At 67.0% G+C, this 23,480-nt stretch carries 26 protein-coding genes and 1 tRNA gene; 14 read left to right on the forward strand and 13 right to left on the reverse strand.

The window, feature by feature from the left end; translation table 11 throughout:
• The first annotated feature begins 354 nt into the window (after positions 1-354).
• From BLS11_RS00555 to BLS11_RS00570, 4 genes are read left to right on the forward strand one after another with little or no spacing between them, the layout of a single operon-like run.
• A complete protein-coding gene (locus BLS11_RS00555; protein WP_092531445.1) occupies positions 355-1,464 on the forward strand; it encodes a FecCD family ABC transporter permease in 1,110 nt (369 codons plus the stop codon).
• Positions 1,465-1,520: 56 nt separating this feature from the next.
• Entirely contained in the window at positions 1,521-2,336 is an 816-nt protein-coding gene (locus BLS11_RS00560) for an ABC transporter ATP-binding protein (protein WP_245698707.1), read from the forward strand.
• Between the two features lie 58 nt (positions 2,337-2,394).
• Positions 2,395-3,588, forward strand: coding sequence for an ABC transporter substrate-binding protein (locus BLS11_RS00565; RefSeq protein WP_092531449.1), 1,194 nt, complete (start codon positions 2,395-2,397; stop codon positions 3,586-3,588).
• Between the two features lie 49 nt (positions 3,589-3,637).
• On the forward strand, positions 3,638-4,429 hold the full coding sequence (locus tag BLS11_RS00570; RefSeq protein WP_092531451.1) for a DUF7260 family protein: 792 nt from the start codon (positions 3,638-3,640) through the stop codon (positions 4,427-4,429).
• Positions 4,430-4,467: 38 nt separating this feature from the next.
• Here BLS11_RS00570 and BLS11_RS00575 read toward each other — a convergent pair whose 3' ends face one another.
• From BLS11_RS00575 to BLS11_RS00585, 3 genes are all read right to left on the reverse strand, one after another.
• The gene (locus tag BLS11_RS00575) at positions 4,468-4,653 is read right to left on the reverse strand and encodes a hypothetical protein (RefSeq protein ID WP_092531453.1); all 186 of its coding nucleotides are present in this window, start codon (positions 4,651-4,653) and stop codon (positions 4,468-4,470) included.
• A 1-nt stretch (position 4,654) separates the two neighbouring features.
• Positions 4,655-7,318, reverse strand: coding sequence for a heavy metal translocating P-type ATPase (locus BLS11_RS00580; protein ID WP_092531455.1), 2,664 nt, complete (start codon positions 7,316-7,318; stop codon positions 4,655-4,657).
• A gap of 90 nt (positions 7,319-7,408) precedes the next feature.
• On the reverse strand, positions 7,409-8,002 hold the full coding sequence (locus tag BLS11_RS00585; protein ID WP_092531457.1) for an AsnC family transcriptional regulator: 594 nt from the start codon (positions 8,000-8,002) through the stop codon (positions 7,409-7,411).
• Between the two features lie 243 nt (positions 8,003-8,245).
• On the opposite strand from BLS11_RS00585, the gene BLS11_RS00590 reads away from it, so the two are divergent.
• The 3 genes from BLS11_RS00590 (at position 8,246) to BLS11_RS00600 (ending at position 10,374) form a co-directional block, all read left to right on the forward strand.
• Positions 8,246-9,568: a PKD domain-containing protein gene (locus BLS11_RS00590; protein WP_092531459.1), complete on the forward strand. Its 1,323-nt coding sequence runs from the start codon at positions 8,246-8,248 to the stop codon at positions 9,566-9,568.
• A gap of 119 nt (positions 9,569-9,687) precedes the next feature.
• A complete protein-coding gene (locus tag BLS11_RS00595; RefSeq protein WP_092531461.1) occupies positions 9,688-9,885 on the forward strand; it encodes a CopZ family metallochaperone in 198 nt (65 codons plus the stop codon).
• 72 nt (positions 9,886-9,957) lie between these two features.
• Positions 9,958-10,374, forward strand: coding sequence for a hypothetical protein (locus tag BLS11_RS00600; RefSeq protein ID WP_092534356.1), 417 nt, complete (start codon positions 9,958-9,960; stop codon positions 10,372-10,374).
• 238 nt (positions 10,375-10,612) lie between these two features.
• On the opposite strand, the gene BLS11_RS00605 is transcribed toward BLS11_RS00600, so the two are convergent.
• From BLS11_RS00605 to BLS11_RS00620, 4 genes are all read right to left on the reverse strand, one after another.
• A complete protein-coding gene (locus tag BLS11_RS00605; RefSeq protein ID WP_092531463.1) occupies positions 10,613-10,900 on the reverse strand; it encodes a DUF6360 family protein in 288 nt (95 codons plus the stop codon).
• Positions 10,901-10,937: 37 nt separating this feature from the next.
• Positions 10,938-11,912 (reverse strand): phosphotransferase, encoded by a 975-nt coding sequence (locus BLS11_RS00610; RefSeq protein WP_092531465.1) that lies wholly within the window; start codon positions 11,910-11,912, stop codon positions 10,938-10,940.
• A gap of 147 nt (positions 11,913-12,059) precedes the next feature.
• Positions 12,060-13,832 (reverse strand): nitrite/sulfite reductase, encoded by a 1,773-nt coding sequence (locus tag BLS11_RS00615; protein ID WP_092531467.1) that lies wholly within the window; start codon positions 13,830-13,832, stop codon positions 12,060-12,062.
• Between the two features lie 91 nt (positions 13,833-13,923).
• Positions 13,924-14,235 carry a DUF8134 family protein gene (locus BLS11_RS00620; protein ID WP_092531469.1) on the reverse strand — a complete coding sequence of 104 codons (312 nt, stop codon included), beginning with the start codon at positions 14,233-14,235 and terminating at the stop codon, positions 13,924-13,926.
• Positions 14,236-14,548: 313 nt separating this feature from the next.
• On the opposite strand from BLS11_RS00620, the gene BLS11_RS19200 reads away from it, so the two are divergent.
• Entirely contained in the window at positions 14,549-14,719 is a 171-nt protein-coding gene (locus tag BLS11_RS19200; RefSeq protein WP_175454338.1) for a hypothetical protein, read from the forward strand.
• A 92-nt stretch (positions 14,720-14,811) separates the two neighbouring features.
• Complete coding sequence (locus BLS11_RS00625; RefSeq protein WP_092531471.1) at positions 14,812-15,504, forward strand: DUF7119 family protein; 693 nt, start codon at positions 14,812-14,814, stop codon at positions 15,502-15,504.
• On the opposite strand, the gene BLS11_RS00630 is transcribed toward BLS11_RS00625, so the two are convergent.
• Positions 15,489-16,772, reverse strand: a complete 1,284-nt coding sequence (locus BLS11_RS00630; RefSeq protein WP_092531473.1) for a M20/M25/M40 family metallo-hydrolase — start codon at positions 16,770-16,772, stop codon at positions 15,489-15,491. The two genes, BLS11_RS00625 and BLS11_RS00630, sit on opposite strands and share 16 nt — an antisense overlap.
• 82 nt (positions 16,773-16,854) lie before the next feature.
• Here BLS11_RS00630 and BLS11_RS00635 point away from each other — a divergent pair.
• Both BLS11_RS00635 and BLS11_RS00640 read left to right on the forward strand, forming a co-directional pair.
• Positions 16,855-16,928, forward strand: a tRNA-Lys gene (locus BLS11_RS00635).
• Positions 16,929-17,073: 145 nt separating this feature from the next.
• Positions 17,074-17,352, forward strand: coding sequence for a hypothetical protein (locus BLS11_RS00640; RefSeq protein ID WP_092531475.1), 279 nt, complete (start codon positions 17,074-17,076; stop codon positions 17,350-17,352).
• A gap of 201 nt (positions 17,353-17,553) precedes the next feature.
• Here BLS11_RS00640 and BLS11_RS00645 read toward each other — a convergent pair whose 3' ends face one another.
• Positions 17,554-17,769: an acyl-CoA dehydrogenase gene (locus tag BLS11_RS00645; protein WP_092531477.1), complete on the reverse strand. Its 216-nt coding sequence runs from the start codon at positions 17,767-17,769 to the stop codon at positions 17,554-17,556.
• A 101-nt stretch (positions 17,770-17,870) separates the two neighbouring features.
• Complete coding sequence (pepF, locus tag BLS11_RS00650; protein ID WP_092531479.1) at positions 17,871-19,670, reverse strand: oligoendopeptidase F; 1,800 nt, start codon at positions 19,668-19,670, stop codon at positions 17,871-17,873.
• Positions 19,671-19,945: 275 nt separating this feature from the next.
• On the opposite strand from pepF, the gene BLS11_RS19205 reads away from it, so the two are divergent.
• Positions 19,946-20,137, forward strand: coding sequence for a hypothetical protein (locus BLS11_RS19205; protein ID WP_092531481.1), 192 nt, complete (start codon positions 19,946-19,948; stop codon positions 20,135-20,137).
• Positions 20,138-20,186: 49 nt separating this feature from the next.
• Here the strand turns inward: BLS11_RS19205 and BLS11_RS20060 are convergent, their stop codons facing one another.
• Positions 20,187-20,342, reverse strand: a complete 156-nt coding sequence (locus tag BLS11_RS20060; RefSeq protein ID WP_449404953.1) for a DUF7563 family protein — start codon at positions 20,340-20,342, stop codon at positions 20,187-20,189.
• A gap of 113 nt (positions 20,343-20,455) precedes the next feature.
• On the opposite strand from BLS11_RS20060, the gene BLS11_RS00660 reads away from it, so the two are divergent.
• The gene (locus BLS11_RS00660; protein WP_092531483.1) at positions 20,456-21,127 is read left to right on the forward strand and encodes an RNA 2'-phosphotransferase; all 672 of its coding nucleotides are present in this window, start codon (positions 20,456-20,458) and stop codon (positions 21,125-21,127) included.
• Between the two features lie 51 nt (positions 21,128-21,178).
• A complete protein-coding gene (locus BLS11_RS00665; protein WP_092531485.1) occupies positions 21,179-22,525 on the forward strand; it encodes a M28 family peptidase in 1,347 nt (448 codons plus the stop codon).
• On the opposite strand, the gene BLS11_RS00670 is transcribed toward BLS11_RS00665, so the two are convergent.
• Together BLS11_RS00670 and BLS11_RS00675 are read right to left on the reverse strand one after the other, a co-directional pair.
• Positions 22,526-22,774 carry a hypothetical protein gene (locus BLS11_RS00670; RefSeq protein WP_092531487.1) on the reverse strand — a complete coding sequence of 83 codons (249 nt, stop codon included), beginning with the start codon at positions 22,772-22,774 and terminating at the stop codon, positions 22,526-22,528.
• Positions 22,775-22,806: 32 nt separating this feature from the next.
• A complete protein-coding gene (locus BLS11_RS00675) occupies positions 22,807-23,454 on the reverse strand; it encodes an HAD family hydrolase (protein ID WP_092531489.1) in 648 nt (215 codons plus the stop codon).
• Between the last annotated feature and the right edge of the window lie 26 nt (positions 23,455-23,480).

The raw sequence follows: 23,480 nt of genomic DNA on the forward strand, positions 1-23,480 counted from the left end.
CGCACGCTCCAGTACAGGTTCACAACATCTGCGACTCGAACGACGCCGATCGAAGCGGGTGTGGGGGCTGGACACCGAATCGAGCGCCGACGGCGCGTCCCACGCGAGGGCGCGCAGGCTCCGCCGAACGAATTATGTGTCAAGGGACCCATCCGACGAACGACCGCACGTCGCCGGGCGGAAGACGGGGTTCGGTGCGCGCACGCGTTCGAGCTTCCTCCCCCGTTCGGTCGGTGCGAACGCACCGATTCGTCCGAGATACCGGATGCGACGGCTCGTATCTCCTCTTTTCGTCTTCTCGGGTCGAAGGGTAACGCATATACGTTTGGTTTAGGTAAACCTAAACAACGTCTGATGAGTGAATCTATGCGGTTGGGTATCTGGTCGAGGATTCGTCGGGGCGTTGGATGGATCGACGGGTCGCTCGTCGGCCTCTGCGTCGCCAGCGTCGCCGTCGTCGTTCTCGGCGGTCTCGTCCAGGTGAGCTTCGGCACGTACACGATGTCGCTCGCCCAAGCGTGGCGGGCCGTGCTGAACCCGACTGTCCTCTTCAACGCGGACGCGTGGTCGGCGTTCCTCTTCGGAACGGACCTCCCGGAGATGGGGCGAGAGACCCTCATCGTCTGGAACATCCGACTGCCGCGCGTCCTCGTGGCTATCCTCGTCGGCGCGAACCTCTCCGTCTCGGGTGCCATCTTCCAAGCGGTCACCCGGAACGAACTGGCGAGTCCGTACATCCTCGGCGTCTCGTCGGGTGCCGGGCTCGCGATTCTCCTGACGCTCGTCGTCTTCAGCGGTCTCGCGCCGTTTCTCCCGCTCATCGCGGCGGGCGGCGGCGCGCTGGCGTTCCTCCTCGTCTACACCATCGCGTGGAAGGGAGGGACGAGTCCGGTTCGCCTCGTCCTCGCCGGCGTCATCGTCAGCACGCTGTTTCAGTCGATGCAGACGGCGATGTTCTTCTTCGCGGACGACCTCGCCATCGTCCAGAGCGCCATCGCGTGGACCACCGGTTCGCTGACCGGCGTCGATTGGGAGCAGGTGCGTCTGGCGCTCCCCTCGACGGCAGTCGCGCTCTCGCTTTCGGTAATCGCCGCCCGACAGCTGAACGTCCTCCTTCTCGGCGAGCAGACGGCGCAGTCGCTCGGCATGTCCGTCGAACGGACGCGCTTTCTCCTCTCGGGCGTCGCCATCCTCGCGGCGAGCGCCGCCATCGCCGTCGCGGGCATCGTCGGCTTCGTCGGCCTCATCGTGCCGCACCTCGTGCGGAACATCGTCGGGAGCGACTACAAGCGCCTGATGGTCGGGTGCGTCTTCGCCGGCCCGGCGCTGATGGTGGTCGCGGACGTCGGCGCGCGACTGGCGTTGGACCCGGTTCAGTTGCCCGTGGGCGTCGTCACGGGCCTCGTCGGCGGGCCGTACTTCCTCTATCTGATGCGGAGACAGCAGAATCTGGGTGACATCTGATGAGCAAGGTAAACGACACGACCGAACCGACGCGGCCGGCAGAACAGACAGACTCCATGCAACGACCCGCTCAGAACGGACGCGAGGAGGCGGACAGTGTGCTCGTCGGAGAGAACCTCTCGCTGTCGTATCCGACGAGCGACGGTCCGGTCGTCGAGTGCGACCGAATCGACGTGCCGCGCGGCGAGATAACCGCGCTCGTCGGGCCGAACGGGAGCGGGAAGAGTACGCTCCTGAAGGCGCTCTCGAACCACTTAGAGCCCGACGCCGGCGCCGTCACCCTCGACGGGAAGCGACTCCACGAGTACGGCGACAAGGAGTTCGCCCGCGAACTCGGCATGCTCTCACAGGAGAACGAGTCGCCGGGGTCGCTCACCGTGGAGGACCTCGTCTACCACGGCCGTTACCCCCACCGCAACTTCTTCGAGCAGGTGTCCGACGAGGACGAACGCGCCGTCGAACGCGCACTCGACCTGGCGGGCGTCGACCACCTCCGCGACAAGCAGGTGGGGAACCTCAGCGGCGGGCAGAAGCAGTTGGCGTGGATAGCGATGGTCCTCGCGCAGGATACGGACGTGCTCCTGTTGGACGAACCGACGACGTTCCTCGATTTACACCACCAGCTCCGCGTGATGGAGACGGTCCGACAACTGAACGAGGAACGAAACGTCACCGTCGCCGTCGTCCTCCACGACATCGCGCAGGCGGCCCGGTTCGCCGACTACCTCGTCGCCATGTGCGACGGCGAGGTGTACGACTGGGGACCGCCGCGGGAAGTGGTGACCGAGGAACTCCTCGCGGACGTGTTCAACGTCGACGCCGCCGTCACCTACACGCCCGACCCCGAAATCGTCCCGAAACGGTCGCTCTGAACCGATTCTCCCGGCCACTTCGAAACACTCTTGTGCTTTTAGGTTAGCCTAAACCGTAATGGCAAACGACGGCGCACCGCGTCGGACGCGACGTAACGTGTTGAAGGCGAGCGGAGTACTGGCTGCGAGTGGCCTCCTCGCCGGTTGTACCGGCGGAAGCGGATCCGAGTCGACCGAGACGGAAGCGTCCGCGACCGAGTCGGCCACGGCGACAGAGACGGAGACGGGAACCGAGTCGGAGACGACGGAGTCGGGGTCCTCCTACAGCGTCTCGATAGAGCCGATGGGCGAAGTCGAGTTCGCCCAACCCCCGGAGACGTGGGTGGCGAACAACGGTAGCTGGGCCGACATGGGCGTCGCCCTCGGCGTCGAACCGCCGAAGGGCGTCTGGATGACGTCGCGGTACCACACTCAGTACTACGACGAGATACCCGACGTCTCCGTCGACAAGAGCGATATGGTGTCGCTGTACTCCGACGGCGTCAGCAAGGAGGTGTTCTACGAACTCGACGGCGACGTGCACGTCATGGACCCGAACTTCCTGCTCAACCGGTACAAGGGGTGGAAGCAGGCCGACGTGGACGAAATCGAGGAGAAAATCGCGCCGTTCTTCGGCAACAGCATCTTCTCGCGAGGGTACGCGTGGCACGAGGACTACAAGTACTACACGCTGTACGAGGCGTTCGAGAAACTCGCGCAGGTGTTCCAGCGCACCGACCGCTACGAGGCGTTCGCCTCCCTCCACGATGAGTTCCAGTCGGGTCTCTCCGACGTCGTCCCGTCCTCGGAGTCCGAACGACCGCAGGTGGCCATCCTCTGGGCTTCCGGCGACGAACCCGAGTCGTTCCTCCCGTACGTCATCAGCGAGGGGACGAGCTTCAAGCAGTGGCGCGACCTGAACGTCCGCGACGCCCTCGCGGAGACGGACGTGAAGGACTTCCACTCCTCCCGCGGCGAAATCGACTACGAGACGCTTCTCGAAGTCGACCCCGACGTTCTCCTCTTCCGCGGGCAGGAGGCCAAGACGGCCGAGGAGTTCCAGAACACCGTCGTCTCGTTCATGGAGAACCACGACACGGCGAGTGCGCTCACGGCCGTCCAGAACGGCGACGTCTACCGCGGCGGCCCCCTCTATCAGGGTCCCATCACGAACCTCGTGCTCACGGAACGCGCCGCCAAACAACTGTACGACGTGGAAGGCGAACTGTTCGACCGCGAACGGGTCGCCTCCATCGTCAACGGGGACATCTGACGCCGCACCCGTGGCCGTCCGCCCCGAATCCGGGAGCGACTGACCGCCCATGTCGGACGCACTCGAACCTCCGCTCACCGCGCGACGCGACGCCCGCGACGAACACCGTGCGGTCTCGAAACAGCGAGACGCGTTCCGGCGGTTCAAGGACTGCGTCGAAACCACGCCCGCGGCGACGATGGACGACGTCGGGTCCGCCGGCGGCCCCGCCGGGTGGACGGCCGCCAGTTCGACGTCGGGCGACGACGCCTGCCGAACCGTCCGCCGGGCGTTCGCCGAGTTAGTGCAACCGCACGTCACGGAGAGCGACGACGGCGACCCGTCGGTCCACGAGACCATCGCCGCCGAGTTGACCGAGGAAGTCGCCGTGGCCCTCGCCGCGGAGGGCGGCGGCAACCGGTTCACGCCGCAGTTGAAGCGCGCAGTCCTCGAACACACCGAGCAACGCCTCGCGGAGAACACGGTGATGGTCCGCGTCCTCGAACGCGAACGCGACTCGCTCGATTCGGCCATCGACGACCTCAAGGCGGCGAGAGAAAGACTCCCGCCCACGGACGAGGCGACGCTCATCCTCGCAGACACCGAGGAACTGCTCTCGATGCGCGACCGAATCGACGCCGTCGAATCCGACCTCGACGCCGTCGCCGACCGGAGACAGGAGACGCTCCGGCACGTCTCCGCGACGGGGTTGAAGGCGGGCATCCGCCACGACGCCGTCGTCGAGTACCTCTCCTCGGACCGCGAGGTGACGTACCCGGTGCTGTCCGCCGTCGGCGAACTGACGACGCGGTGCCGGAAGAAGCGAGACGCGGTTCACGAAGCGCTGAGAGAAGAGTACTGAGAGCGAGGGAGTTCTCTTTCCCGCCGTCTCGCCGCCGGTCAGTCGAGTTCGACCCGACAGGTCGTCCCGGCGGCGAGTCCCGCTTCTTCGACGTGCGCCGCGAGACAGCCGTAGTTGCAGAACCGCCCCGCGGGGAGTCGGCTCCCGTCCCCGTCCGTCTCCTCGACGTAGACGGGGTCGTGGGCGGTCACGTCGCACCCGCAGTAGGTGCAGTCGTCGCCCACGTCAGTTCCCTCCGCGCAGGAAGCCGAGCAGTCGGTAGTCGTGGTCCGGCGCGTACCGCCGGAACAGCATGCTGTTGGTCAGCACCGACACCGACGAGAACGCCATCGCGGCGGCCGCCAACACGGGCTGAAGCAGGCCGAGGGAGGCCAGCGGAATCATCGCCGCGTTGTACCCCAGCGCCCAGAAGAGGTTCTGCCGAATCTTCGACAGCGTCCCCTCCGAGACGCGGATGGCCTTCACCACGTCGCGCGGGTCGTCGCGCATCAGCGTCACGTCGGCCGCCTCGATGGCCACGTCGGTGCCGGACCCGATGGCGACGCCGACGAACGCCGTCGCGAGGGCCGGGGCGTCGTTGACGCCGTCGCCGACCATCATCGCGCGACTGCCGTCGGACTGTATCTCCTCCACCGCGTCGGCCTTGTCCTCCGGGAGGACGCCCGCGCGGACGCTCTCGGGGTCGATGCCGACTCGTTCCGCGACGGCGCGGGCGGTTCGCTCGTTGTCGCCGGTTATCATCCGCACGTCGATGCCGCGTTCGCGGAGGGCGGCGACGGCGTCCGCCGAGGACTCCTTGAGGGTGTCCGCGTCGGCGACGACGCCGAGGAGTTCGCCGTCGGCGGCCACCAGCATCGCCGTCTTCCCCTCGCCTTCGAGTCTGCGGAGTTCGTCCTCCGCGGGCGCGGGGTCGATTCCCTCCTCGGAGAGCAGTTTGCGGTTGCCGACGAGAACCTCCCGGCCCTCGACGGCGGCGCGGACGCCGTGTCCGGGGACGTTCTCGAACGACTCGGGGTCCGAGACGTCGATGCCGCGTTCGCGCGCGCCCTCGACGATGGCCTCGGCGAGGGGGTGTTCGCTTCCGCTCTCGGCGGCGGCGGCGAGGCGCAGGACCGACTCCTCGGTGCGTTCGGGGCGTTCGCTCGTCTTCACCGCCCCGCCGTCGGACCGCGGGTCCGACGTGCTCCCGACTGCGTCGGGACCGCCGTCGGCGGCCGCCTCACCGCCGTCCGCGGCGGGTTCGATAACGACCACGTCGGTCAGCGACATCTCGCCCTTCGTGAGGGTGCCCGTCTTGTCGAAGACGACGGTGTCCACGTCGCGGACGCGTTCGAGGATGTCGCCGCCCTTGAACAGGACGCCGTTCTGCGCGCCGATGGACGTGCCGACCATCGTCGCCGCGGGCGTCGCCAGTCCGAGGGCGCAGGGGCAGGCGATGAGCACCGACGACGCGAACACGAGGACGGCGAACTCGAAGTTCGAGACGGGGCCGCCCGCCGCGGCGGGGCCGCCGACCACCACGTCCCAGAGGGGTAGTCCGTTCACGAACGTCGCCAACGCCTCGGGGAAGGCGAACCAGACGCCGCCCCAGAACAGGGCGTTGGCGATGACCGCGGGGACGAAGTACGCGGAGATGCGGTCAGCGAAGTTCTGAATCTCGGGTTGGCGCGACTGGGCCTCCTTCACCGTCTCGACTATCTGCTGGATGGCGGTGTCCTCGCCCACCTTCGTCGCCTCGACGACGAGGACGCCGTTCTGGTTGACGGTCGAACCGACGACTTCGTCGCCCTCGGTTTTCGAGACGGGGACGGACTCGCCGGTCACCATCGACTCGTCCACGGCGGAGTCGCCGTCCACGACGACGCCGTCCGTCGGAATCTTCTCGCCGGGGCGGACCTTCAGGCGGTCGCCCACGTCCACGTCTTCGAGGGGAACCTCTCGCTCGGTGCCGTCGTCCTCGACGAGGGTGGCCGTGTCGGCCTCCATCTCCAGCAGTTTCCGGAGGGCGTCGGAGGCCTGCCCCTTCGAACGCGCTTCGAGGTAGTTCCCGAGGGTGATGAACACCAAGATGAGCGCCGCCGTGTCGAAGTAGAGGCCGGCGTTCGGGAGGACGCCCAACAGGGCGACGACGGAGTAGAGGTACGCCGTCGAGGACCCGAGGGCGATGAGCACGTCCATGTTCGCGGTGCGGTTCTTCACGAGGGCCTTGTAGGAGTTCTCGTAGAACTCCCGGCCGAGGACGACCTGCACGGGCGTCGCGAGGGCGAACGCGACCCACCCGAACGGGAGGTCGGTGCCCGGAACCGTCTCGGGGAGGACGCCCGAGGCGAACAGTTCGAGGACGAGCATCGCCAACAGCGGAACCGAAAGCGCCGCGCCGAACAGCGTCAGGCGCTTCTGCCGACGCATCTCGGCGTTCCGGGCGGCGTCGCGCGCGCCGGACCCGCCGTCGCCCTCGTCGCCGTCGTCCTCGCGGACCGGCGTGTACCCGGCGGAGTCGACGGCGTCGTAGAGGTCCTCCTTCGAGGCGTCCGCCGGGTTGTAGACGACGTTCGCCTCGTCGGTGGCGTAGTTCACGTCCGCGCGGACGACGCCCGGCGTGGACTCCAACGCCTCGCGGTTCGTCTCCGCGCAGTTGGCACACGACATGTCGGCGATGCCTATCGAGGCGGTCGCTTCGACGGGGTCGTACCCCGCCTCCTCGACGGCGTCGTAGATGTCCGCGAGGGTGACCCGTTCGGGGTCGTACGTCACCGTCCCCTCGTCGGTGGCGAAGTTGACGTTCGCCTCCTCGACGCCGTCGAGCGACCGAAGGGCCTCGCTAACCGTCTTCGAACAGTTAGCGCAGGACATCCCCCGCACGTCGAGGTGGGCTGTTGTAGTACTCATCACTCACGTACTCTTACGCACCCCATACTTACCTCGGTTGCGCCTCAGTTAGTGCGGGTTAGACGGAGGAAGAATCTCGGAATCGAAAGTCTACTCCGCGCCCGCTTCGAGTCGTTCGTACTTGTCCTCGAATCGGGCGAGACAGGAGGGACAGCAGAAGTGGTACCGTTCGCCGCCGAACCGGGCGGATTCGCCCTCGTCGGTGACGGTGTTGCCGCACTCCGCACAGGAGAGTGCAAACTCCGTGCCGCCGACGTTCGGCGTCCACTCGGCGTCAGAGAGGAGGGTCACCTCGTAGTCCTCGACGCGCGAGAGGTCGACGAGTTCGTCCAACTGCGCTCTGACGGCGTCGGCGCGGAATCGGCCGTGGAACACTACGTCGCCCTCGGCGGTGGTGAAGACGTGTTCGACGGCGTCCGCCCCCTGCACGGCATCTTTCGCGTCGGAGAGTTCCTCCGGCCGAAGTTCGAGGCGGACGAGGACGGGGACGCCGGCGCGCAGTTGCGACCGGTCTACGTCCACGGTGAATCGCCTGACGACGCCCGATTCCTTGAGGCGGTCGATTCGGTCCGAGACGGCGGGCGCGGAGAGTCCGACTCGCTCGGAGATGTCGCTGTACGGCCGGCGTGCGTCCTCGGACAGGAGTTCGAGAATCTCCATGTCCGTCTCGTCGAGACTGCTCACGACCGGACGTGTGACCGTGGGGAGCAATAACGTTTCGTCCCCGGCGACTTTCGAATCTGAAGTCCGCGTCCGGTAGACGTTCGAATGTGTGGCGTTTGACGCGGATTAACTCCTTCGAGGGAATTTTCCTCCGAGAAGACGGTGTATCTGGGACGAAGTTATCTCTCTCCTACCGGTTCGCTCGCCGCCGCATAACGAAGGGTCCCGCATCCCACGAATCTTCGAGGTGCGAGGCTCTACACTATGAAGTACCAAACGCTCATCGCCGTCGTCGCAAGCGTCGGCGTCGTCGCCACAGCCGCCTTCGTCGGCGGTGTCGGGGCCGACGTCGGCGTTCCGTCGACGGACGATGTCGCGTCGTCCCAACAGACCGCGACACCGACTGCACCGTCCGACGAGACACCGTCTTCCGAGGCGTCCGCCGACTCGGAGACGGCCGAGACGAACGCGTCCGCAGGCGCGAACGCGACCGTCACCGTGACCGGAGACGGCACCGCAGAGGCCGCCTCCGGGAGCGCCAACGCGACGGACTCCGACTCCGGAGACACCGACGCTGCGGAGGCCGACGCCGCGAACTCGACGGCGTCCGACGCGAACGCGACGGGCGCCGAGTCGACGGCGAACGCGTCCGCAGAGAACGCATCGGTCGAGAACGCGTCCGCCGGGAACAACACCGCGCCCGTCGCCGCGGTGCGCGCCGACGGGATGGTCCACGAACGGACGAAGGTAGAACTCGACGCCGCGGCGTCTCGCGACGCCGACGGCGACGAACTGAACTACTCGTGGACGCAGGTGTCCGGCCCCGACGCCGAGTGGGCGAGAAACGACACCGCCACCGCGTCCGTCGTCGCCCCCGACGTGGCCGTCTGGACGGACGTGACGTTCCGCGTGACGGTGACGGACGCCCACGGTGCGACCGACACCGCAAACGTCACCCTCACCGTTCGCTCCACCTCCTACGCGGAGGAGACGGACGACTCCGGCGACGCGACGAACGCCGACGGCCAGAACGGGTCCGACGAGACGAACGAATCGGACACCGCTGACGGCGACGCGTCCGGCGAACTGACGCGCGACGAACTGTCGCAGGCCGTCTTCGGGTCCGACTTCGACGCCCTCGGGACGGAAGACGCCGCCTACGTCGAGGAACTGTACCTCCGCCAACCGTCCGGCGAGTGGGACCCCGCCGAGGTCCGTTCGCGCGACGAAATCGCGCGGGACCGCTACAACGCGAGTTTCGAGGAACTCGGCTTCGACGCCCGCGTGGACGTACAGGAGACGTTCGACGCGCAGTTCGGCGACTCGGGCGAGGACGCGACGTACTCGCGCGACGAACTGTCGCAGGCCGAGTGGGGCTACAACTTCTCCGAGTTGAGCGCCGAGTCGGCCGGGAAGATAACCGAGATGTACGACCGGCAACCGTTCGCCGAGGAGCAGGAACTCGCGCACATCCGCACCCGCGACCAGTTCGCTCGCTACCTCTACGACAGCGAACTCGGGAACCTGACCCGCGAGCAGCGACTCGACGTGGAACGGCACTACCACGACCAGTTCGCCGAGAACTGACGCCGCACGTTCCGTCCCTCCGACCGACCGCCGCTTTCGAACGTTCGGTCGATCCGGGGCTCCCCTTTCGATTCTGAAGAGAAAGCGCATTAAGCGTACGGCGAGTACGTTCGAACGAGATGACTCGGACCATCACCGTCGAAGGCATGACCTGCGAGCACTGCGAACAGACAGTCGAAGAGGCGCTTTCGGACGTCGGCGGCGTCGAATCCGCCACCGCGGACCGCGAGAGTGAGTCCGCCACCGTCGAGGGCGACGCCGACGACGACGAACTCGTCGCCGCCGTCGAAGACGCCGGATACGAGGCTTCGGCGTAAGGTCCCCGAGGCGCTCTTTTTGTTCGGTTCCCGGCCACCGCGCCTATGCTACCGCACTCCTTGGACGGGAGTATGAGCGACGTTCCCCCGAACGCGCCGGACCCGGATATCTCGGAGACCGAACGAGAGGCGCTTCACGACCTGCAACTCGGCCTCGAACACATCTACAAGGGGTACGGGTCGCTGTTGACGTTCCACCACCAGATCGGCCACGCGATGAACCGCTTGGCCGACGCCGAGGACGAACTCCGCGAGGCGGGTCACGAAGAGTGGGCGAACCGCCTCCGCGACGACCACCTCCCGGCGGGTGCGGTCGAAGACCAGTGGACGTACGAACTCGTCACCTCGTTTCGGGAGTCGTTCTTGAGCGACGTCGAATCGTTCGAGTCGGGAGTCCGCGACGAGTTGGTGGACGGCCTCGACCACGTGACGGAACGGCAACAGCAAGCGCGGTGGCGGGAACGCGCGGGCGGCGACGCCGAGGAGTGACGCCGACCCGGCGTTCGCCCCGCGAATCCGACCGACCTGACGCTTCGGCGGCGCGAGTCGTGCGCGGCGCGTGCACGACGTAGACGAGTACACGTCCCCGGAGTGCCGAGGCGAGTCGCCGCGTCGAAGAGGCACCCACCGCCCCCGCCGACCGTTCGAAACCGTCGTTCCGGACCGTCTCTCATCCTCGGCGAGGGTTCGACGCTCTCTCGGTTTTCCGGTTCTCCACCGACCCCGCTCAGTCGTCGCTCTGCGCCGCCTCGACGCGGTTTGCGTACTTCTCTAACTCCGAGGCGAGCGTCCGCGCTTCGGCGGCGCTGAGCGTCACGCGTTCCGCGTGCGCCGGCAGGTTCTCCAACTGACTGTTGTCGAGTTCGAGTTCGAGTTTCACGTGGTCGGGGTTCTCGCGCGGCGCGGTCACGTTCAGCACGGCGAACGCCTCGTCGGTGAAGTCGTGTCCGACCGCCTCGGCGTCCAGCATGTCGAACGTCGTGTACGCGTTGACCCGAAGGAGCCTGTTGGGCATACCGGTGAGAATGCGACCGACGCTCAAAGGCGTACCGTCACCCGTCCCGTCGGTCGTCGAGTGCGTCGCGGACGGACGTACAGAGGTCGTACGCTCTCCGGGCGACCGACTCCACGTCGAGGGGGTCTTCGGGTTCGACGCCGCCGACGCGGACGTCGAGATGCGACCGCTGAACGTGTAGCGCTCGCAGGTACGACGCCGCGTTCGCGAGGTGATACAGCGGTCGCCGCCGTTCGAACCCTTCCGGGAGGGGCCGGACGGACTCGTAGGCGTCCCGGAACGCGGCGGGGGAGACGCCGGCCGTCGGCGTCGGGTCGACGCCGAACACCGGGACGACCGTTCGGAGGTAGTCCCACTCGCCGGGCCCCACGAGTGCGTGCTCGAAGTCGATGACGCGCGCGACCCCGCCCGCCGCGACGCCGACGTGGTCCGGGAGGTAGTTGCCGTGCAGGAGCGTCGTCTCTCCGACCGCGTCGAGTCGGTCGGCGTTCTCGCGGACGACCGCTCGAATCTCGCGGGCGAGGTCGCCGTACCCCACGGCGTCGAGGTACGACGCTCGGTCGCTCACCAACTCGCAGAGCGTCTCGCTCCACGCCTCGTCGTTCGAGTGCGTCAGTCCGTCCGGACCGACGCGGACGCGACCGGTCGCCCGGAAGTCCTCGGCCGCAGACCGGTGGAGGGCGGCCAATCCGCGCCCCATCGCTCGAACCCGCGCCTCCGTGAGCGAGGGGTCCGCGGGCACGTCGTCGCACCACTCCGCGACGAAGTGATCGTCCCCGGACGCGAGGACGCGCGGGACGGGAACGGGCGTCTCGGCGGCGACGTACCGGAGGACGGCCGCCTCCGTGGCGGGGTCGGCGGTCGGTCCGCGTGCGACCTTACAGACGGCGCGCCGCCCGCCGAACGTCGCCTCGTAGACGGCGTGGGGCGGAACGACGTGGAGTTCTCTCTCGACGGCCGCGGTGGCGTCGTGCGATTCGAGGGCGTCTCGAACGGCGTCTTCGGGTGCCATGACTGCGGTCGTGCGACGGAGAACCGAACGTCCGCACGAACGTGTTGCTTCGTTCACAATAAAACCGACCCTCCGCTCGGATGCGGCGCTGGACGCGGGTGAGAGAGGAGAGAAAGAGAGAACCGGCCTACGGGACGGAACCCCGCCTCAGTCGTCGGCCGGCATCGGCGTGTCGTCGGGGTACGTCGGCGCGGGGCTGGAGCCCATGTCGTCGTCGTCGGCGTACGGGTACCACGTCATCTTCGTGTTGTGCATCATCGGGTCCTCGTAGTCCGTCTCCTCGGGTTCGACGAGTTCGGCCAGTTCGTCTTCGTCTTTGCGGGTGACGAACTCGCGGAAGGACTCGCCGTCCTCGCGTTCCTCGTCGAAGTTCTCGAGGAGGTTCTTGATGGCTCCCGGCACCTCGTCGACGGGGACGCGTTGGGTGACCCACTGGGCGAACTGCGGTTCCTCGCCGAGGCCGCCGCCCAGACCGATGTCGAGGGCTTCGACCGCTTCGCCGTCCTTCCGGGTCTTCATGCCGCGGAGGCTCACGTCCGCGATCTGCGGCTGGGCGCAGGAGGCGGTGCAGCCCGAGAGGTGGATGTGGAACTCCTCGGTGCCCTCGGGGAGTTCGGCGTTCTCCTTCAGCCAGCGAGCGTAGCGCACCTGCCGGTTCTTCGTCTCCACGATGGAGAGCGAGCAGAACTCCGTCCCCGTGCAGGCGACGGAACCGCGCATGAACGGCGAGGGGTCAGGCGAGTAGTGTTCAAGCAGGTCCTCTTCGAGGAACGCGTCGAGTTTCTCGTCGGGCACGTCGGTGACGATGACGTTCTGACGCTGCGTGAGTCGGACCTCGCCGGAGCCGTACTCCTCCGCGAGGTCGGCGAGTTCGAGCACGTCCTCGGCACCCATCCGGCCGACGAGCACGTTCAGGCCGACGAAGTTGTCGCCGTCCTTCTGCTCGTGGACGCCGATGAGGTCGTTGCGGCCGCCGTCGCCGGCGTTGTACGTGTACTCCTCGCGGACGTCGCGTCCGGCGGTGTGGAGCTCGAAGTCCACGAACTCCTCTTGGAGCACGTCGCGGACCTTCTCGGGACCCCACTCGTCGACGAGGAACTTGATGCGGGCGTTGTAGCGGTCCTCGCGGTCGCCGTACTCGCGGAAGAGGGCGGAGAGGCCGCCGGCCACCTCGGGGACGTTCTCCTCGGAAACCCACACGTCGATGTCGCGGGCGAAGCGCTCCTCGTTTCGGGCGAGGCCGCCGCCGACCCGGACGTTGAAGCCGACGACTTCCTCGCCGTCTATCTCCTTGTACGCCGGTTCGAAGGCGAGGTCGTTGATGTCGCCCTGCCCGGATCCGTCGGGGGAGCCCGTGACCGACACCTTCCACTTCCGCGGGAGGTTCGAGTGGTCGTCGTTGCCCTTGAACTGCTCGTTGAGGTCGTGGATGACGGGCCACGCGTCGATGACCTCCTCGGCGTCCTTCCCGGCGACGGGGTTGCCGACGATGTTCCGCCAGGAGTCACCGCAGGCCTGCTGGGTGGACATGCCGTTCTCCTCCAGTTTCTCGAATATCTCCGGCACGTCCTCGATGTTTATCCAGTGCAGTTGGATCGACTGCCGGGTCGTGAAGTCGGCGTAGGCGTCGCCGAAGATGGGGTTCGTGCCCGGTCCGGTCGCGTACTCCTCGGCTATCTCGCCGACGACGCGCAGTTGGCCCGGTTCGAGGACGCCGTTCGGCGTCCCGATGCGCATCATGAAGTACGACTCCTGTCCGTTCCGCTGGTGGTACAGACCCCACCACTTGAACCGCTCGAACCACGCGTCGTGTTCGTCGTCCGGGATGGCGTCCCACCCCTCCTCCGCGAACCTGAACAGATGCTCGCGTATCTCGTTCCCGTACACCTCTGACTTCCAGCGTTCGACGTCCGTAGGCATTTGTCTACGTCTTCATTCGTGCGGACACTCAAAGACCGACGCGTGCCGTCAACCCTTCCCGGTGCTTCCGAATACAGGAAAATACTGCCTATTATTCCGGTCCGGCCGGTTTGAGGACACCCTCGCGGTCGATATCGACGTATTCGCCGTCGAGAATCTTGCCGACCGGTAGCCATCCGGTCGTCCCCTTCTCGCCGCAGGCGATGCACTGTCCGTAGACGCGCGTCTCGATAGTCCGACCCTCGACGCCGACGTCGACGATGCCCTCGACGACGAAGTCGGGGAGTTCGCAACGGCAGAAATCCGGGTCCACGAACCGCCACAGTTCGCTCACGCTCACCTTGCGGTCGTCGTTTACGGATATCCACGCGCCGTCGTCGAGGACGCGAAGGGCGACTGTCATACCGACCCGTACGCGTCCGAGATACCCTACTCTGACGGCGCGAGCAAGCGCCGTCCCGGTTGACGACGCGAGGGTTCGTGACAATCCTGCCGCAGGCGGGCGATTACACCCGATATGCCGTCTCCGAGAAAGGGGCAACCGATTCCGGTAGTCGGGAGTGCAGGTACACATTACAGAGGAAGCGCGCTTTAACCGTGTGGCGTCCGAACGATGGTTCGATGACCGACCGTCACGACCCAGACGCGGGGCGTCGCCAGCACGCATCGGCCGACGTCGCGCCGGAACTGTACGACATCGACACGGGGGGCGAGCGATGACTCGGACCCGCGTCGAGAGGGACGGCGACGAGATAGACGACGACGAACCGGCCGCCGACGCCGACGCCGAGACGGCCGAAGACGACTACGACCACCTCAAATCTCTCGACGACGGTGCGGGCTGTACCGAGGTGTGGGAGCATCTCTCCGAGAACCGCGACGACTGACTCTCTACCCTTCTGCGTCTCCCGGGTTTTGCGCAACGTTCGCAAGAGACGGGGAGGCTTTTGGTGACTGGTTCGTTACTCGAACTCAGACGATGACGGACGATAACAGGCCGCCGGCCGATTCGGGGGACCAGCCGACGCTACCCGCCGACAGAGAGGAACCGGTCGGCGAGCCCGTCGTCCGAGCGGACCCCGCCATCACCGGACACAGGGCGCACGAAGCCGTCGGCTTCGACCCCGACGACCCCGAGAGCATCTCCCTCGCCGCCGAGACGGTTCGGGCCTTCTCCGAGAACACCGTCGGCGCGGAGGACAACGTGTACATGCTCCGCGGCGCGGCGGCGTGTGCGGCCCTCGTCCGCGGCGTCGGGTCCTACAAGGAGGCGGCCGAACGCGCCGGCGGCGACGTCTCGGTCTCGTTCATCCGCAAGTGGGCGCGGGTTCACGACCTGCCGCAGGGCATCCGTCGGCACGTCGCCCGGGGCCACATCGCGCCGACGGCGGCGAAGCACATCGCCCGCGTTCCCGGGCCCGACCGGTTCGACATCGCGTGGGCGGTCATCGACGGCGACCTGACCGTCAGAGAGGTCCGACAGGTGGCGAGCGAGGTCAACGACGGCCGTTCCGTTTCCGAGGCGTTAGCCGACCGGGACGTCCAGTTCGGCCGACTCGAACTGTCGCTGCCGCCGGACGCGTACCGCGAACTCCGGCGGCGCGCGTCGATACAGAACCGCACGCCCGGCGACTTGGTCGGCGAAGTGCTCGAAGACTACTTCTTCGACTGAAGGAAGTTCGCGGCCGCCTCCGTCAGCGTCTCGCGCACGGCCTCTACGTCCGCCCACTCGATACTCTCGTCGGGGAAGTGCGCCTGTTCGACGGTCCCCGGCCCGTACAGCACCGTCGGTACGCCCGCTTCGACGTAGAGGCGCGAGTCCGCGCCGTACGTCGCGCCCGCCGGGTCGGTGTCCTCGTGTCCGGTCGCCGCCATCGCGTCCCGAAGCGCTCGAACGACGGGTTCGTCGGCGTCGATTTCGGCGGGTTCGAACTGAATCGAGAATCGCTCGAACGTCGGCGGGTGCTCGCGCAACCACTCGTCGGCCGCCGCAACCTCGTCCAGTCGCTCCTCGAAGGCGGCTTCCACCTCCGCGACGGTTTCGCCGGGCGCGACGCCGAGACGCCACTCCGCCGTCAGCGCTCCGGCGACGCTCGAGGCCCACTCGCCCGCCTCGACGCGCCCGACGCACACCGGCCACGGAACGGGGTACTCCTCGTAGAGGGGGTGTTCGACGGACTCGCCGCGTTCGGCTTCCAACTCGAAGAACGCTCGGCGTATCCGCTCGAAGTGCGGAAGCACGTCCTCGCCGCGCCACCGCGTCGCGGCGTGGGCCGCCCGCCCGCGGATTCGGAGGCGCTTCATCACCGTCCCCTCGGTGGCGGTGACGGCGCGCCTGTCGGTCGGTTCCGCGACTATCGCGGCGTCGCGCTCGAAGGGGTAGGGGTTGTCGAGTGCGGCCGCCGCCGCGCCGATGCCGCCCTCTTCCTCGCCGGCGACGCTCTCGACGACGAGGCGGCCGTTCGCGTCCGCTTCGCCGGATTCGACCCGCGACTTCAGGTCGCGCGCCGCGAACACGCACGCGCCCACCGCCGATTTCATGTCCACCGCGCCGCGGGCGGTGAGCGTCGTCTCCCCGTCGTCGGACCAGACGGGGTCGAACGGGTCCGCGGTCCAGTTCTCCGACTCGGCGGGCACCACGTCCACGTGGCCGTTCAGAATCAGCGTCGGTCCGTCCTCGGGCGTGCCGAACTCGAACACGCCCGCGACGCTCGGTCGGCCCGCGGCGTCGATTTCGGCGGGGTCGTCCGGGAACGACGGGTGGTCGGCCAGTCGCTCGGCGTCTGCGGTCCACTCGAACGTCTCGAAACCGAAGGCGTCCAACTGCCGCTTCAGCCACCGCTGGGCCTCGCGTTCGTCGCCGCCGGTGGTGTCGAACCTGAGGAGTCGGTCCACGAACGACCCGAGTTCGGTGTCCGCCGGGGCGGAGCGTTCGCTCATACTCGCACGACGCGGCGGAGGACAAAGAGCGTGCAGGACGAGAGTAAACGCTTATGACTGCCGACCAGTAAGGTCACGACGAGGGCCGGTAGCTCAGTTCGGCAGAGCGTCTGGCTTTTAACCAGACGGTCGGGGGTTCAAGTCCCTCCCGGCCCGTTTTCCTGCGAACGAAGTGAGCAGTGAAAACGCCACCGAGGGCTTGAACCAGCGAGCGACGCGAACGGAGTGAGCAGAGCGACTGAGGTTCGAGTCCCTCTCGGCCCGAGTTTTCACGTCGTCCGACGCCGACAAACGAGCGTAAATGCCGAGTTTCTTCGACCCCGGTCACGGGTTCATGTCGTCGCTCGACGAGATAGTCGTCATGCTCACCGCCGTCGTGCTTCTCACGATGGTCGGCGCGGTCGTGGAGTACCTCCGCGACTCCGACGGGTGGTCCGTCTTGGGGGCACTCCTCGGCTACGTCGTCGCCGTCCTCTTCCTCGCGCCGCCGGAGTTCGCGGGCGAGTGGCACTACGCCGTCATCGCCGCGGTACCCGTCTTCGTCGTCGTCTACCTCTACAAAGGGCGGCACGAGGGGTGAGTCCCCGTTCGCGGCCATTTGCTCAGTCGTTAGCGACGATAGTCGCAGCAACGGCGGGGCCGGAACGAGAAGAGCACGCGTTTCGGATCCGTCGAAACCCGGCACGGGTGACAGGCTTCGGCTACCGTCTCGAATGGAGGGCGCATCTCGATTCAGCGCCCGATGTGGGCGCTCATCACATCGCTCGGTTAGAGTAGCGGTCTAACGGCGCTCCATTCTGACGGAAACGAGCATAATCACCGCCGAGATGACCGCCAATATCGTCGTTCCGAGTCCGAAGAGGTAGTACGGATCCGTGAAATCTGGACTGCCGAGGAATACGAACAGCACAAAACCCGACGTGGACAAGAGAATCGCTGAGCCCCGTATTGTCGGGTTGTACGCGTCCGCAAGGTAGTCCCGAACAGTCCCAGACATGTCATCATATCGATCACTATGTCTCATAGCGTTTGCGGTCGGTGGAGGCGTAACCCCGAGATAGAACCGCTGGAAACGAGGAAAAGCCGCCCTCTCGGTTTCTATTCGAGGTCCAGCAACTCCGCTATCTCGTCTAGGTACTCGCCGTACACCGACACCGCGGACTCGATGGGTTCGGGCGACGCCATGTCCACGCCCGCCGTCTCCAACACCTCGATGGGGTACTTCGACCCGCCGAGGGCGAGTGCCTCGCGGTAGTCCGCGGCGGCGTCCTCGCCCTCTTCGAGGATGCGTTCGACGATGGCGACGGCGGCGGAGATGCCCGTCGAGTACTGGTAGACGTAGTAGTTGTAGTAGAAGTGCGGGATGCGCATCCACTCGCGTCCGATTCGGTCGTCCGTCTCGGCGGGTTCGTAGAACTCCGCCTTCAGGTCGCCGTACATCTCGTCGAGCCGGTCCGGGGTGAGTGCGCCGCCCTCCTCGCTTATCTCGTGCATCTGCAACTCGAAGTCCGCGAACATCGTCTGGCGGTACAGCGTCGAGCGGAAGCGTTCGAGGTACTCGTCTAAGACGTGCGTGCGGAGTTCGTCGTCCTCGGCGTTTTCGAGGAGGTAGTGGGTCAGGAGCGTCTCGTTGACCGTCGAGGCGACTTCGGCGACGAAAATCTCGTAGTCGGCGTACTGCCACGGTTGCGCCTCCTTCGCCAACTCCGAGTGCATCGAGTGGCCTAGTTCGTGCGCGAGGGTGAACATCGAGGCGATGTCGTCCTGGTAGTTCATCATGATGAACGGCTGGGTGTCGTACGTGCCCGAGGAGAACGCGCCCGAGCGCTTGCCCCGATTCTCGTAGACGTCCACCCACCGGGACTCCAAGCCCTCCGCGAGTCGCTCTTGGTACTCCTCGCCGAGGGGTGCGACGGCCTCGATGATGTACTCCTTCGCCTCCTCGTAGGTGATTTCGGGACCCTCCTCGCCCGTCAGCGACATGTAGAGGTCCCACATCCGCAGGTCATCGACGTCGAGTGCCTCCTGCTTCAACTCGGCGTGGCGGTGGAGGTAATCGAGGTTGTCGCGGACGGTTTCGAGCAGGTTGTCGTACACCTCCACGGGGACGTTCGGGCCGTCGAGGGCGGCTTCCCGGGCGGTATCGTAGTTCCGCGCTCGGGCGTACTTCACGTCCTTCTTGACGCTGTTTTTCAGCGCCGTCCCCACGGAGTTGCGCACGTCCTCCCACTCGTCGTAGAACTGCTCGTACACCTCGCGGCGGAACTCGCGGTTCGGGTGCTTCTGGAGTTTCGTGAAGTTGCCCTGCGATATCTCGACGGCCTCGCCCTCGGGGTTCTCGACTGTGGGGAACGTCATGTCCGCGTTCGAGAGCATGTTGTAGATGTCGCTCGACGCGCCCGCCACCTCGCCCAACTCCGCGAGGAGTTCCTCGACTTCGGCGGAGCGAGTGTGCGGCTTCATCCGGAGGGCGTCGTCGAAGAAGTGCTCGTACTCCGCGAGGGCGGGTTCCTCCTCGACGAACTCCTCGACGTCGGACTCGTCGAGTTCCTGCAGTTCCGGCTCGATGAAACTGGCCGCGGAAGACGCCTGCGACGCCAGCGACTGCGCTTTCGTCGAGAGCGCTTGGTACTCTTGGTTCCGCGTGTCCTCGGCGCTCCGAAGGCTGGCGTAACTGGCCACCTTCGACACCTCTCGCATGATGTCCTCCTGCAGTTCGAGCAGTTCGAGGAGGGTTTCGGGACTCTCGGTGACGCGGCCCTCGTAGGCGGACAGTTCGTCCAGACGCTCTCTGACGGCCTCGAACGCCTCCTCCCACGCGTCGTCGCTGGCGTAGATGTCCTCGACGTCCCACTTGTACTCCCGCTCGATTTCGCTCCGCTCGGGAACCGAACTCATACGTCCTCACAACGCCGGTGTCGTGGTAAGCCTTGCCAATTCCGGTGCGGTGGCGCGTTCGGCGGCGCGGCGCCGAGAGCGGTTCGCGAACGTGAATTACCATCGAACGCGCACAGAGTACTTCTCTCGGACGCCCGAAGGGTCGCTCATGGCCCGCAGTACGACCAGACGACGAGTCGTTACAGGCGCTACATCGGCACTCGCTCTCGCCCTCGCCGGGTGTTCGGGACTCGGCGGCGAGGGGGGAGAGGGAGGCGAAGGCGGCGGAGAAGGCGGTGAAGGCGGAGGGGGAGGCGAAGGTGGAGAAGGCGGTGAGGGCGGCGAAGGCGGAGGTGGCGGCGAAGGCGGAGGTGGCGAACAAGAGGACGACTGAGGGCACCGACCGGCACGTCTCCGTACTCGGTCGCACGAACCGACGAGCGATGCCTTCGACGCGTCAGACGGTTCGCCTCACGCCGGCGACGTAGCGTCCGCTAGGGGGTGATCCGTCGATTACGTATCGAGTCCCGGATTCGGTTAGTGCCGCGTCGCGCGCGCCTCGCGAACCTCCGCTCCGTCCCTGACCTTGTCTTCGCAGTTCGGACACACACGGGGGTTGTCCATCTCGTCCGGGGCGAAAACTCGGACGTACTCCGCGGTGACGAACGAACCACAGTTTTCACATTGCGGCATCGTTCCCACAGTTTCGTGTCCGCAGAGAATAATATTTAGGGCTAGTATGTCGTTGGTACGAGTCTGTTCGGTCGTTCATCAGGCTCTTTAGCGCCCGTCCCCTTGCTCCGACGATGGGTGCGATTCGTCGCTGTCGAGACCACGGGTTCTTCGACGGGGACGCGTGTCCCGTCTGCGGCGTCGGCGGGCGCGTCGTCCTCTCGTCGGAGCGACGGACTCGGCTCTCGAAGTTCGTCAGCGGTGCGCTCCGGCACTTCCCCGACGACGCGGGTATCACCGTCTCCGAGGCCGGATGGGCCGAGTTCGCCGACCTACTGGCGGCGGTCGAACGGAAGTACGACTGGGCGGACGAAGAGGCACTCCGGGGTGTCGTCGCCACGGACCCGAAGGGGCGATTCGAACGCGACGACGGGCGCATCCGGGCCGCGTACGGACACTCCATCGACGTGGACCTCGACGCGGACGCGGGCGACGACCCCGAAGCAGACGCCGACGCCGACGACCCGATTCCGGACGTTCTGTACCACGGCACCGCGCCGCGGAATCTGGACGCCATCCGCGAGGAGGGGCTGAAACCGATGAACCGGCGGGAGGTACACCTCTCCGAGTCCGTCGAGGAGGCCCGGGAAGTGGGGTCGCGCCACGCCCCGGACCCGGCGGTCCTCCGGGTGGACGCCGCCGGCCTCCGCGAGTCCGGGCGCGAGATTCGGAAGCGCGGGAAGGCCGTCTACACGACCGAACGCGTCCCGCCGACGCACCTGACGGTGCTCTCGGACGGCGAGTAGCCCACCCGGATTCCCCGCAACCCCTATCGGTGCGACGGACGACCCCGCGGTATGGACCGACGCGACTCACCGGCGGACGCGGACGCGGCGGCGGCCGCGGCCCTCGGGCGGGCGTGGACCGACGACGCGGCGTGGGAGTTTCTCACCCGCCTCACCAGCATCGGAAACCGCATGGGCGGGAGCGACGGCGAACGGCGCGCGGCGGAACTCGTCGCCGAGGCGTTCCGCGGTTCGGGCGTCGAAGACGTTCGAGAGCGACCGTTCGAGATGCGGGCGTGGCACCGCGGGAGATCGACACTCCGCCTCACCGCGCCCGACGAACGGACCTTCGACGCCGTCGCCCTCCCGTACTCGCCGTCGGGCGACGTGACGGGCGAACTCGCAGACGTGGGCCACGGGACGCCCGACGAGATAGACGAGGCGGACGTAGACGGCAAGATAGCCGTCGCCTCGACCACCACGCCCTCGGGCGGGCGGTTCGTCCACCGGATGGAGAAGTTCGGCTACGCCGTCGACTCCGGCGCGGAGGCGTTCGTCTTCGTCAACCACGTCCCCGGTCAACTGCCGCCGACCGGTTCCTTGACGTTCGGCGAGGAGGCCGTCGCGCCCGCCGTCGGCGTCAGCAAGGAGTCCGGCGCGTGGTTGACCGACTACGCCGACCGGGGCGTGACGGCGCGCCTGACCGTGGAGGCGGAGACGACGCCCGGCGAGAGTCGGAACGTCGTCGGGCGCGTCGGCCCCGACACCGACGAGGAACTCCTCTTGGTCGCCCACTACGACGCCCACGACATCGCGGAGGGCGCGCTAGACAACGGGTGCGGCATCGCCACCGTCGTCGTCGCGGCGCGAATCCTCGCGGCGATGGACCTCCCCCTCGGCGTCCGCGTCGCCGCCGTCGGGTGCGAGGAGACCGGACTGCTCGGTTCCGAACGACTCGCGGACGAATTCGACGACGACCGACTGAAGGCCGTCGTCAACGTCGACGGCGCGGGTCGGTTCCGCGACTTGGTGGCGATGACGCACACCTCCGACGCCACCGAACGCGTCGCCCGCCGTGTCTCCGACCGGACGCGGCACCCGATTCGGATAAAGCCCGAACCGCACCCGTTCAGCGACCAGTGGCCCTTCGTCCGGGCGGGCGTCCCCGCCTTACAACTCCACAGCGATAGCGGCGAACGCGGGCGGGGGTGGGGCCACACCCACGCCGACACTCGCGACAAGGTGGACGACCGAAATATCCGCGAACACGCGATGCTCACCGCTCTGTTGGTCCGGGAACTCGCCGGGGAGACGGAGGTGCCGCGACTCGACGCCGATACGCTCGCGGCGGCGTTCCGCGCCGAGGACTTCGAGGCGGGGATGCGGGCGGCGAATCTCTGGCCCGACGAGTGGGCGTGATTACGTCGCTTCGGTCGGCGCGGGCGCGAACGCCTCGACGACGATTCCGATGCCGCGCGCGACGCGGACGCCGCCGACGTACACGCCGACGAGGGTGGCGACCGACGAGATGACCACGCCGACGACACCTAAGTTCGACCCGAACATCGACCCGATGCCCGATATCAGGCCGAAGAGTGCGGCTCCGACGGTGAACTCCATCGCCGCGTCGCGGGGTGCGTCTTCCTTGCTGGAGGGATTCTTTCGCATCACCGACGTATCGAAGAAGTGGAATAAAAACGTTAGCACAGGGAGACGACGTCCCGGAGCGACCGCACCTCGTACGTCGGGTCGGCGGCGAGTTCGTAGTTCGCGCGGTGGGGGCGGCGGACGAACGCGGAGTCGACGCCCGCGCGACTCGCGGCCAGGACGTCCACGTTGCTGTCGCCGACGTAGAGGACGTTCTCCGCGCCGAGTTCCTCGACGGCGCGAGCGAGGTAGTGCGGCGACGGCTTGCGTCGTCTGAACCCCTCGACGGACGGTTCGCGCCCGTACGCCGCCTCGAACAGGTCTTCGAGTCCGAACCGGTCGACGAGGTGTTCGACCGCCTCGCGTTGGGTGTCCCCCACGACGGCCATCGGCTGGTCGAGTCCGGAGAGCGCCGACACGTCGTCGTAGAGCGTCTTCCGGCCGCGCTCCATCGCCTCGATTTGGGCCGCCGCGGCCGCCGCCTCGTGTCGCTTCCAGAACTCCTCGTGGTCGATGCCGTGCACGTCGCAGACGCGCCGGATGCGGGCGATGCTCCCGTGGACGACGCTGTCTACGCCCTCCGTGGTCGGTTCGACGGAGAACTCAGCGAACGCCGTCCGAACCGCCCGTCGGCGCACGTCGGTGGCCGTCGGCACCGCCAACACCCCGTCGTCGTCGAAGATGACCGCGTCGTAACTCATACGGCGTGTACTGGGCGCGGACCACC

Source organism: Halopelagius longus, from assembly GCF_900100875.1.
Taxonomy (GTDB): Archaea; Halobacteriota; Halobacteria; order Halobacteriales; family Haloferacaceae; genus Halopelagius; species Halopelagius longus.

Excerpts from the sequence above, each read along its gene's own strand:
- BLS11_RS19200 (WP_175454338.1), top strand. The coding sequence starts at position 14,549 with ATGACTCGGACCCGCGTCGAGAGGGACGGCGACGAGATAGACGACGAC.
- BLS11_RS20060 (WP_449404953.1), bottom strand. The coding sequence starts at position 20,342 with ATGCCGCAATGTGAAAACTGTGGTTCGTTCGTCACCGCGGAGTACGTC.
- BLS11_RS00620 (WP_092531469.1), bottom strand. The coding sequence starts at position 14,235 with ATGACAGTCGCCCTTCGCGTCCTCGACGACGGCGCGTGGATATCCGTA.
- pepF (WP_092531479.1), bottom strand. The coding sequence starts at position 19,670 with ATGAGTTCGGTTCCCGAGCGGAGCGAAATCGAGCGGGAGTACAAGTGG.
- BLS11_RS00675 (WP_092531489.1), bottom strand. The coding sequence starts at position 23,454 with ATGAGTTACGACGCGGTCATCTTCGACGACGACGGGGTGTTGGCGGTG.
- BLS11_RS00660 (WP_092531483.1), top strand. The coding sequence starts at position 20,456 with ATGGGTGCGATTCGTCGCTGTCGAGACCACGGGTTCTTCGACGGGGAC.
- BLS11_RS00610 (WP_092531465.1), bottom strand. The coding sequence starts at position 11,912 with ATGGCACCCGAAGACGCCGTTCGAGACGCCCTCGAATCGCACGACGCC.
- BLS11_RS00600 (WP_092534356.1), top strand. The coding sequence starts at position 9,958 with ATGAGCGACGTTCCCCCGAACGCGCCGGACCCGGATATCTCGGAGACC.
- BLS11_RS00595 (WP_092531461.1), top strand. The coding sequence starts at position 9,688 with ATGACTCGGACCATCACCGTCGAAGGCATGACCTGCGAGCACTGCGAA.
- BLS11_RS00625 (WP_092531471.1), top strand. The coding sequence starts at position 14,812 with ATGACGGACGATAACAGGCCGCCGGCCGATTCGGGGGACCAGCCGACG.
- BLS11_RS00670 (WP_092531487.1), bottom strand. The coding sequence starts at position 22,774 with ATGCGAAAGAATCCCTCCAGCAAGGAAGACGCACCCCGCGACGCGGCG.
- BLS11_RS00645 (WP_092531477.1), bottom strand. The coding sequence starts at position 17,769 with ATGTCTGGGACTGTTCGGGACTACCTTGCGGACGCGTACAACCCGACA.
- BLS11_RS00615 (WP_092531467.1), bottom strand. The coding sequence starts at position 13,832 with ATGCCTACGGACGTCGAACGCTGGAAGTCAGAGGTGTACGGGAACGAG.
- BLS11_RS00665 (WP_092531485.1), top strand. The coding sequence starts at position 21,179 with ATGGACCGACGCGACTCACCGGCGGACGCGGACGCGGCGGCGGCCGCG.
- BLS11_RS00580 (WP_092531455.1), bottom strand. The coding sequence starts at position 7,318 with ATGAGTACTACAACAGCCCACCTCGACGTGCGGGGGATGTCCTGCGCT.
- BLS11_RS00590 (WP_092531459.1), top strand. The coding sequence starts at position 8,246 with ATGAAGTACCAAACGCTCATCGCCGTCGTCGCAAGCGTCGGCGTCGTC.
- BLS11_RS00560 (WP_245698707.1), top strand. The coding sequence starts at position 1,521 with ATGCAACGACCCGCTCAGAACGGACGCGAGGAGGCGGACAGTGTGCTC.
- BLS11_RS00565 (WP_092531449.1), top strand. The coding sequence starts at position 2,395 with ATGGCAAACGACGGCGCACCGCGTCGGACGCGACGTAACGTGTTGAAG.
- BLS11_RS00570 (WP_092531451.1), top strand. The coding sequence starts at position 3,638 with ATGTCGGACGCACTCGAACCTCCGCTCACCGCGCGACGCGACGCCCGC.
- BLS11_RS00605 (WP_092531463.1), bottom strand. The coding sequence starts at position 10,900 with ATGCCCAACAGGCTCCTTCGGGTCAACGCGTACACGACGTTCGACATG.
- BLS11_RS00555 (WP_092531445.1), top strand. The coding sequence starts at position 355 with ATGAGTGAATCTATGCGGTTGGGTATCTGGTCGAGGATTCGTCGGGGC.
- BLS11_RS00630 (WP_092531473.1), bottom strand. The coding sequence starts at position 16,772 with ATGAGCGAACGCTCCGCCCCGGCGGACACCGAACTCGGGTCGTTCGTG.
- BLS11_RS00640 (WP_092531475.1), top strand. The coding sequence starts at position 17,074 with ATGCCGAGTTTCTTCGACCCCGGTCACGGGTTCATGTCGTCGCTCGAC.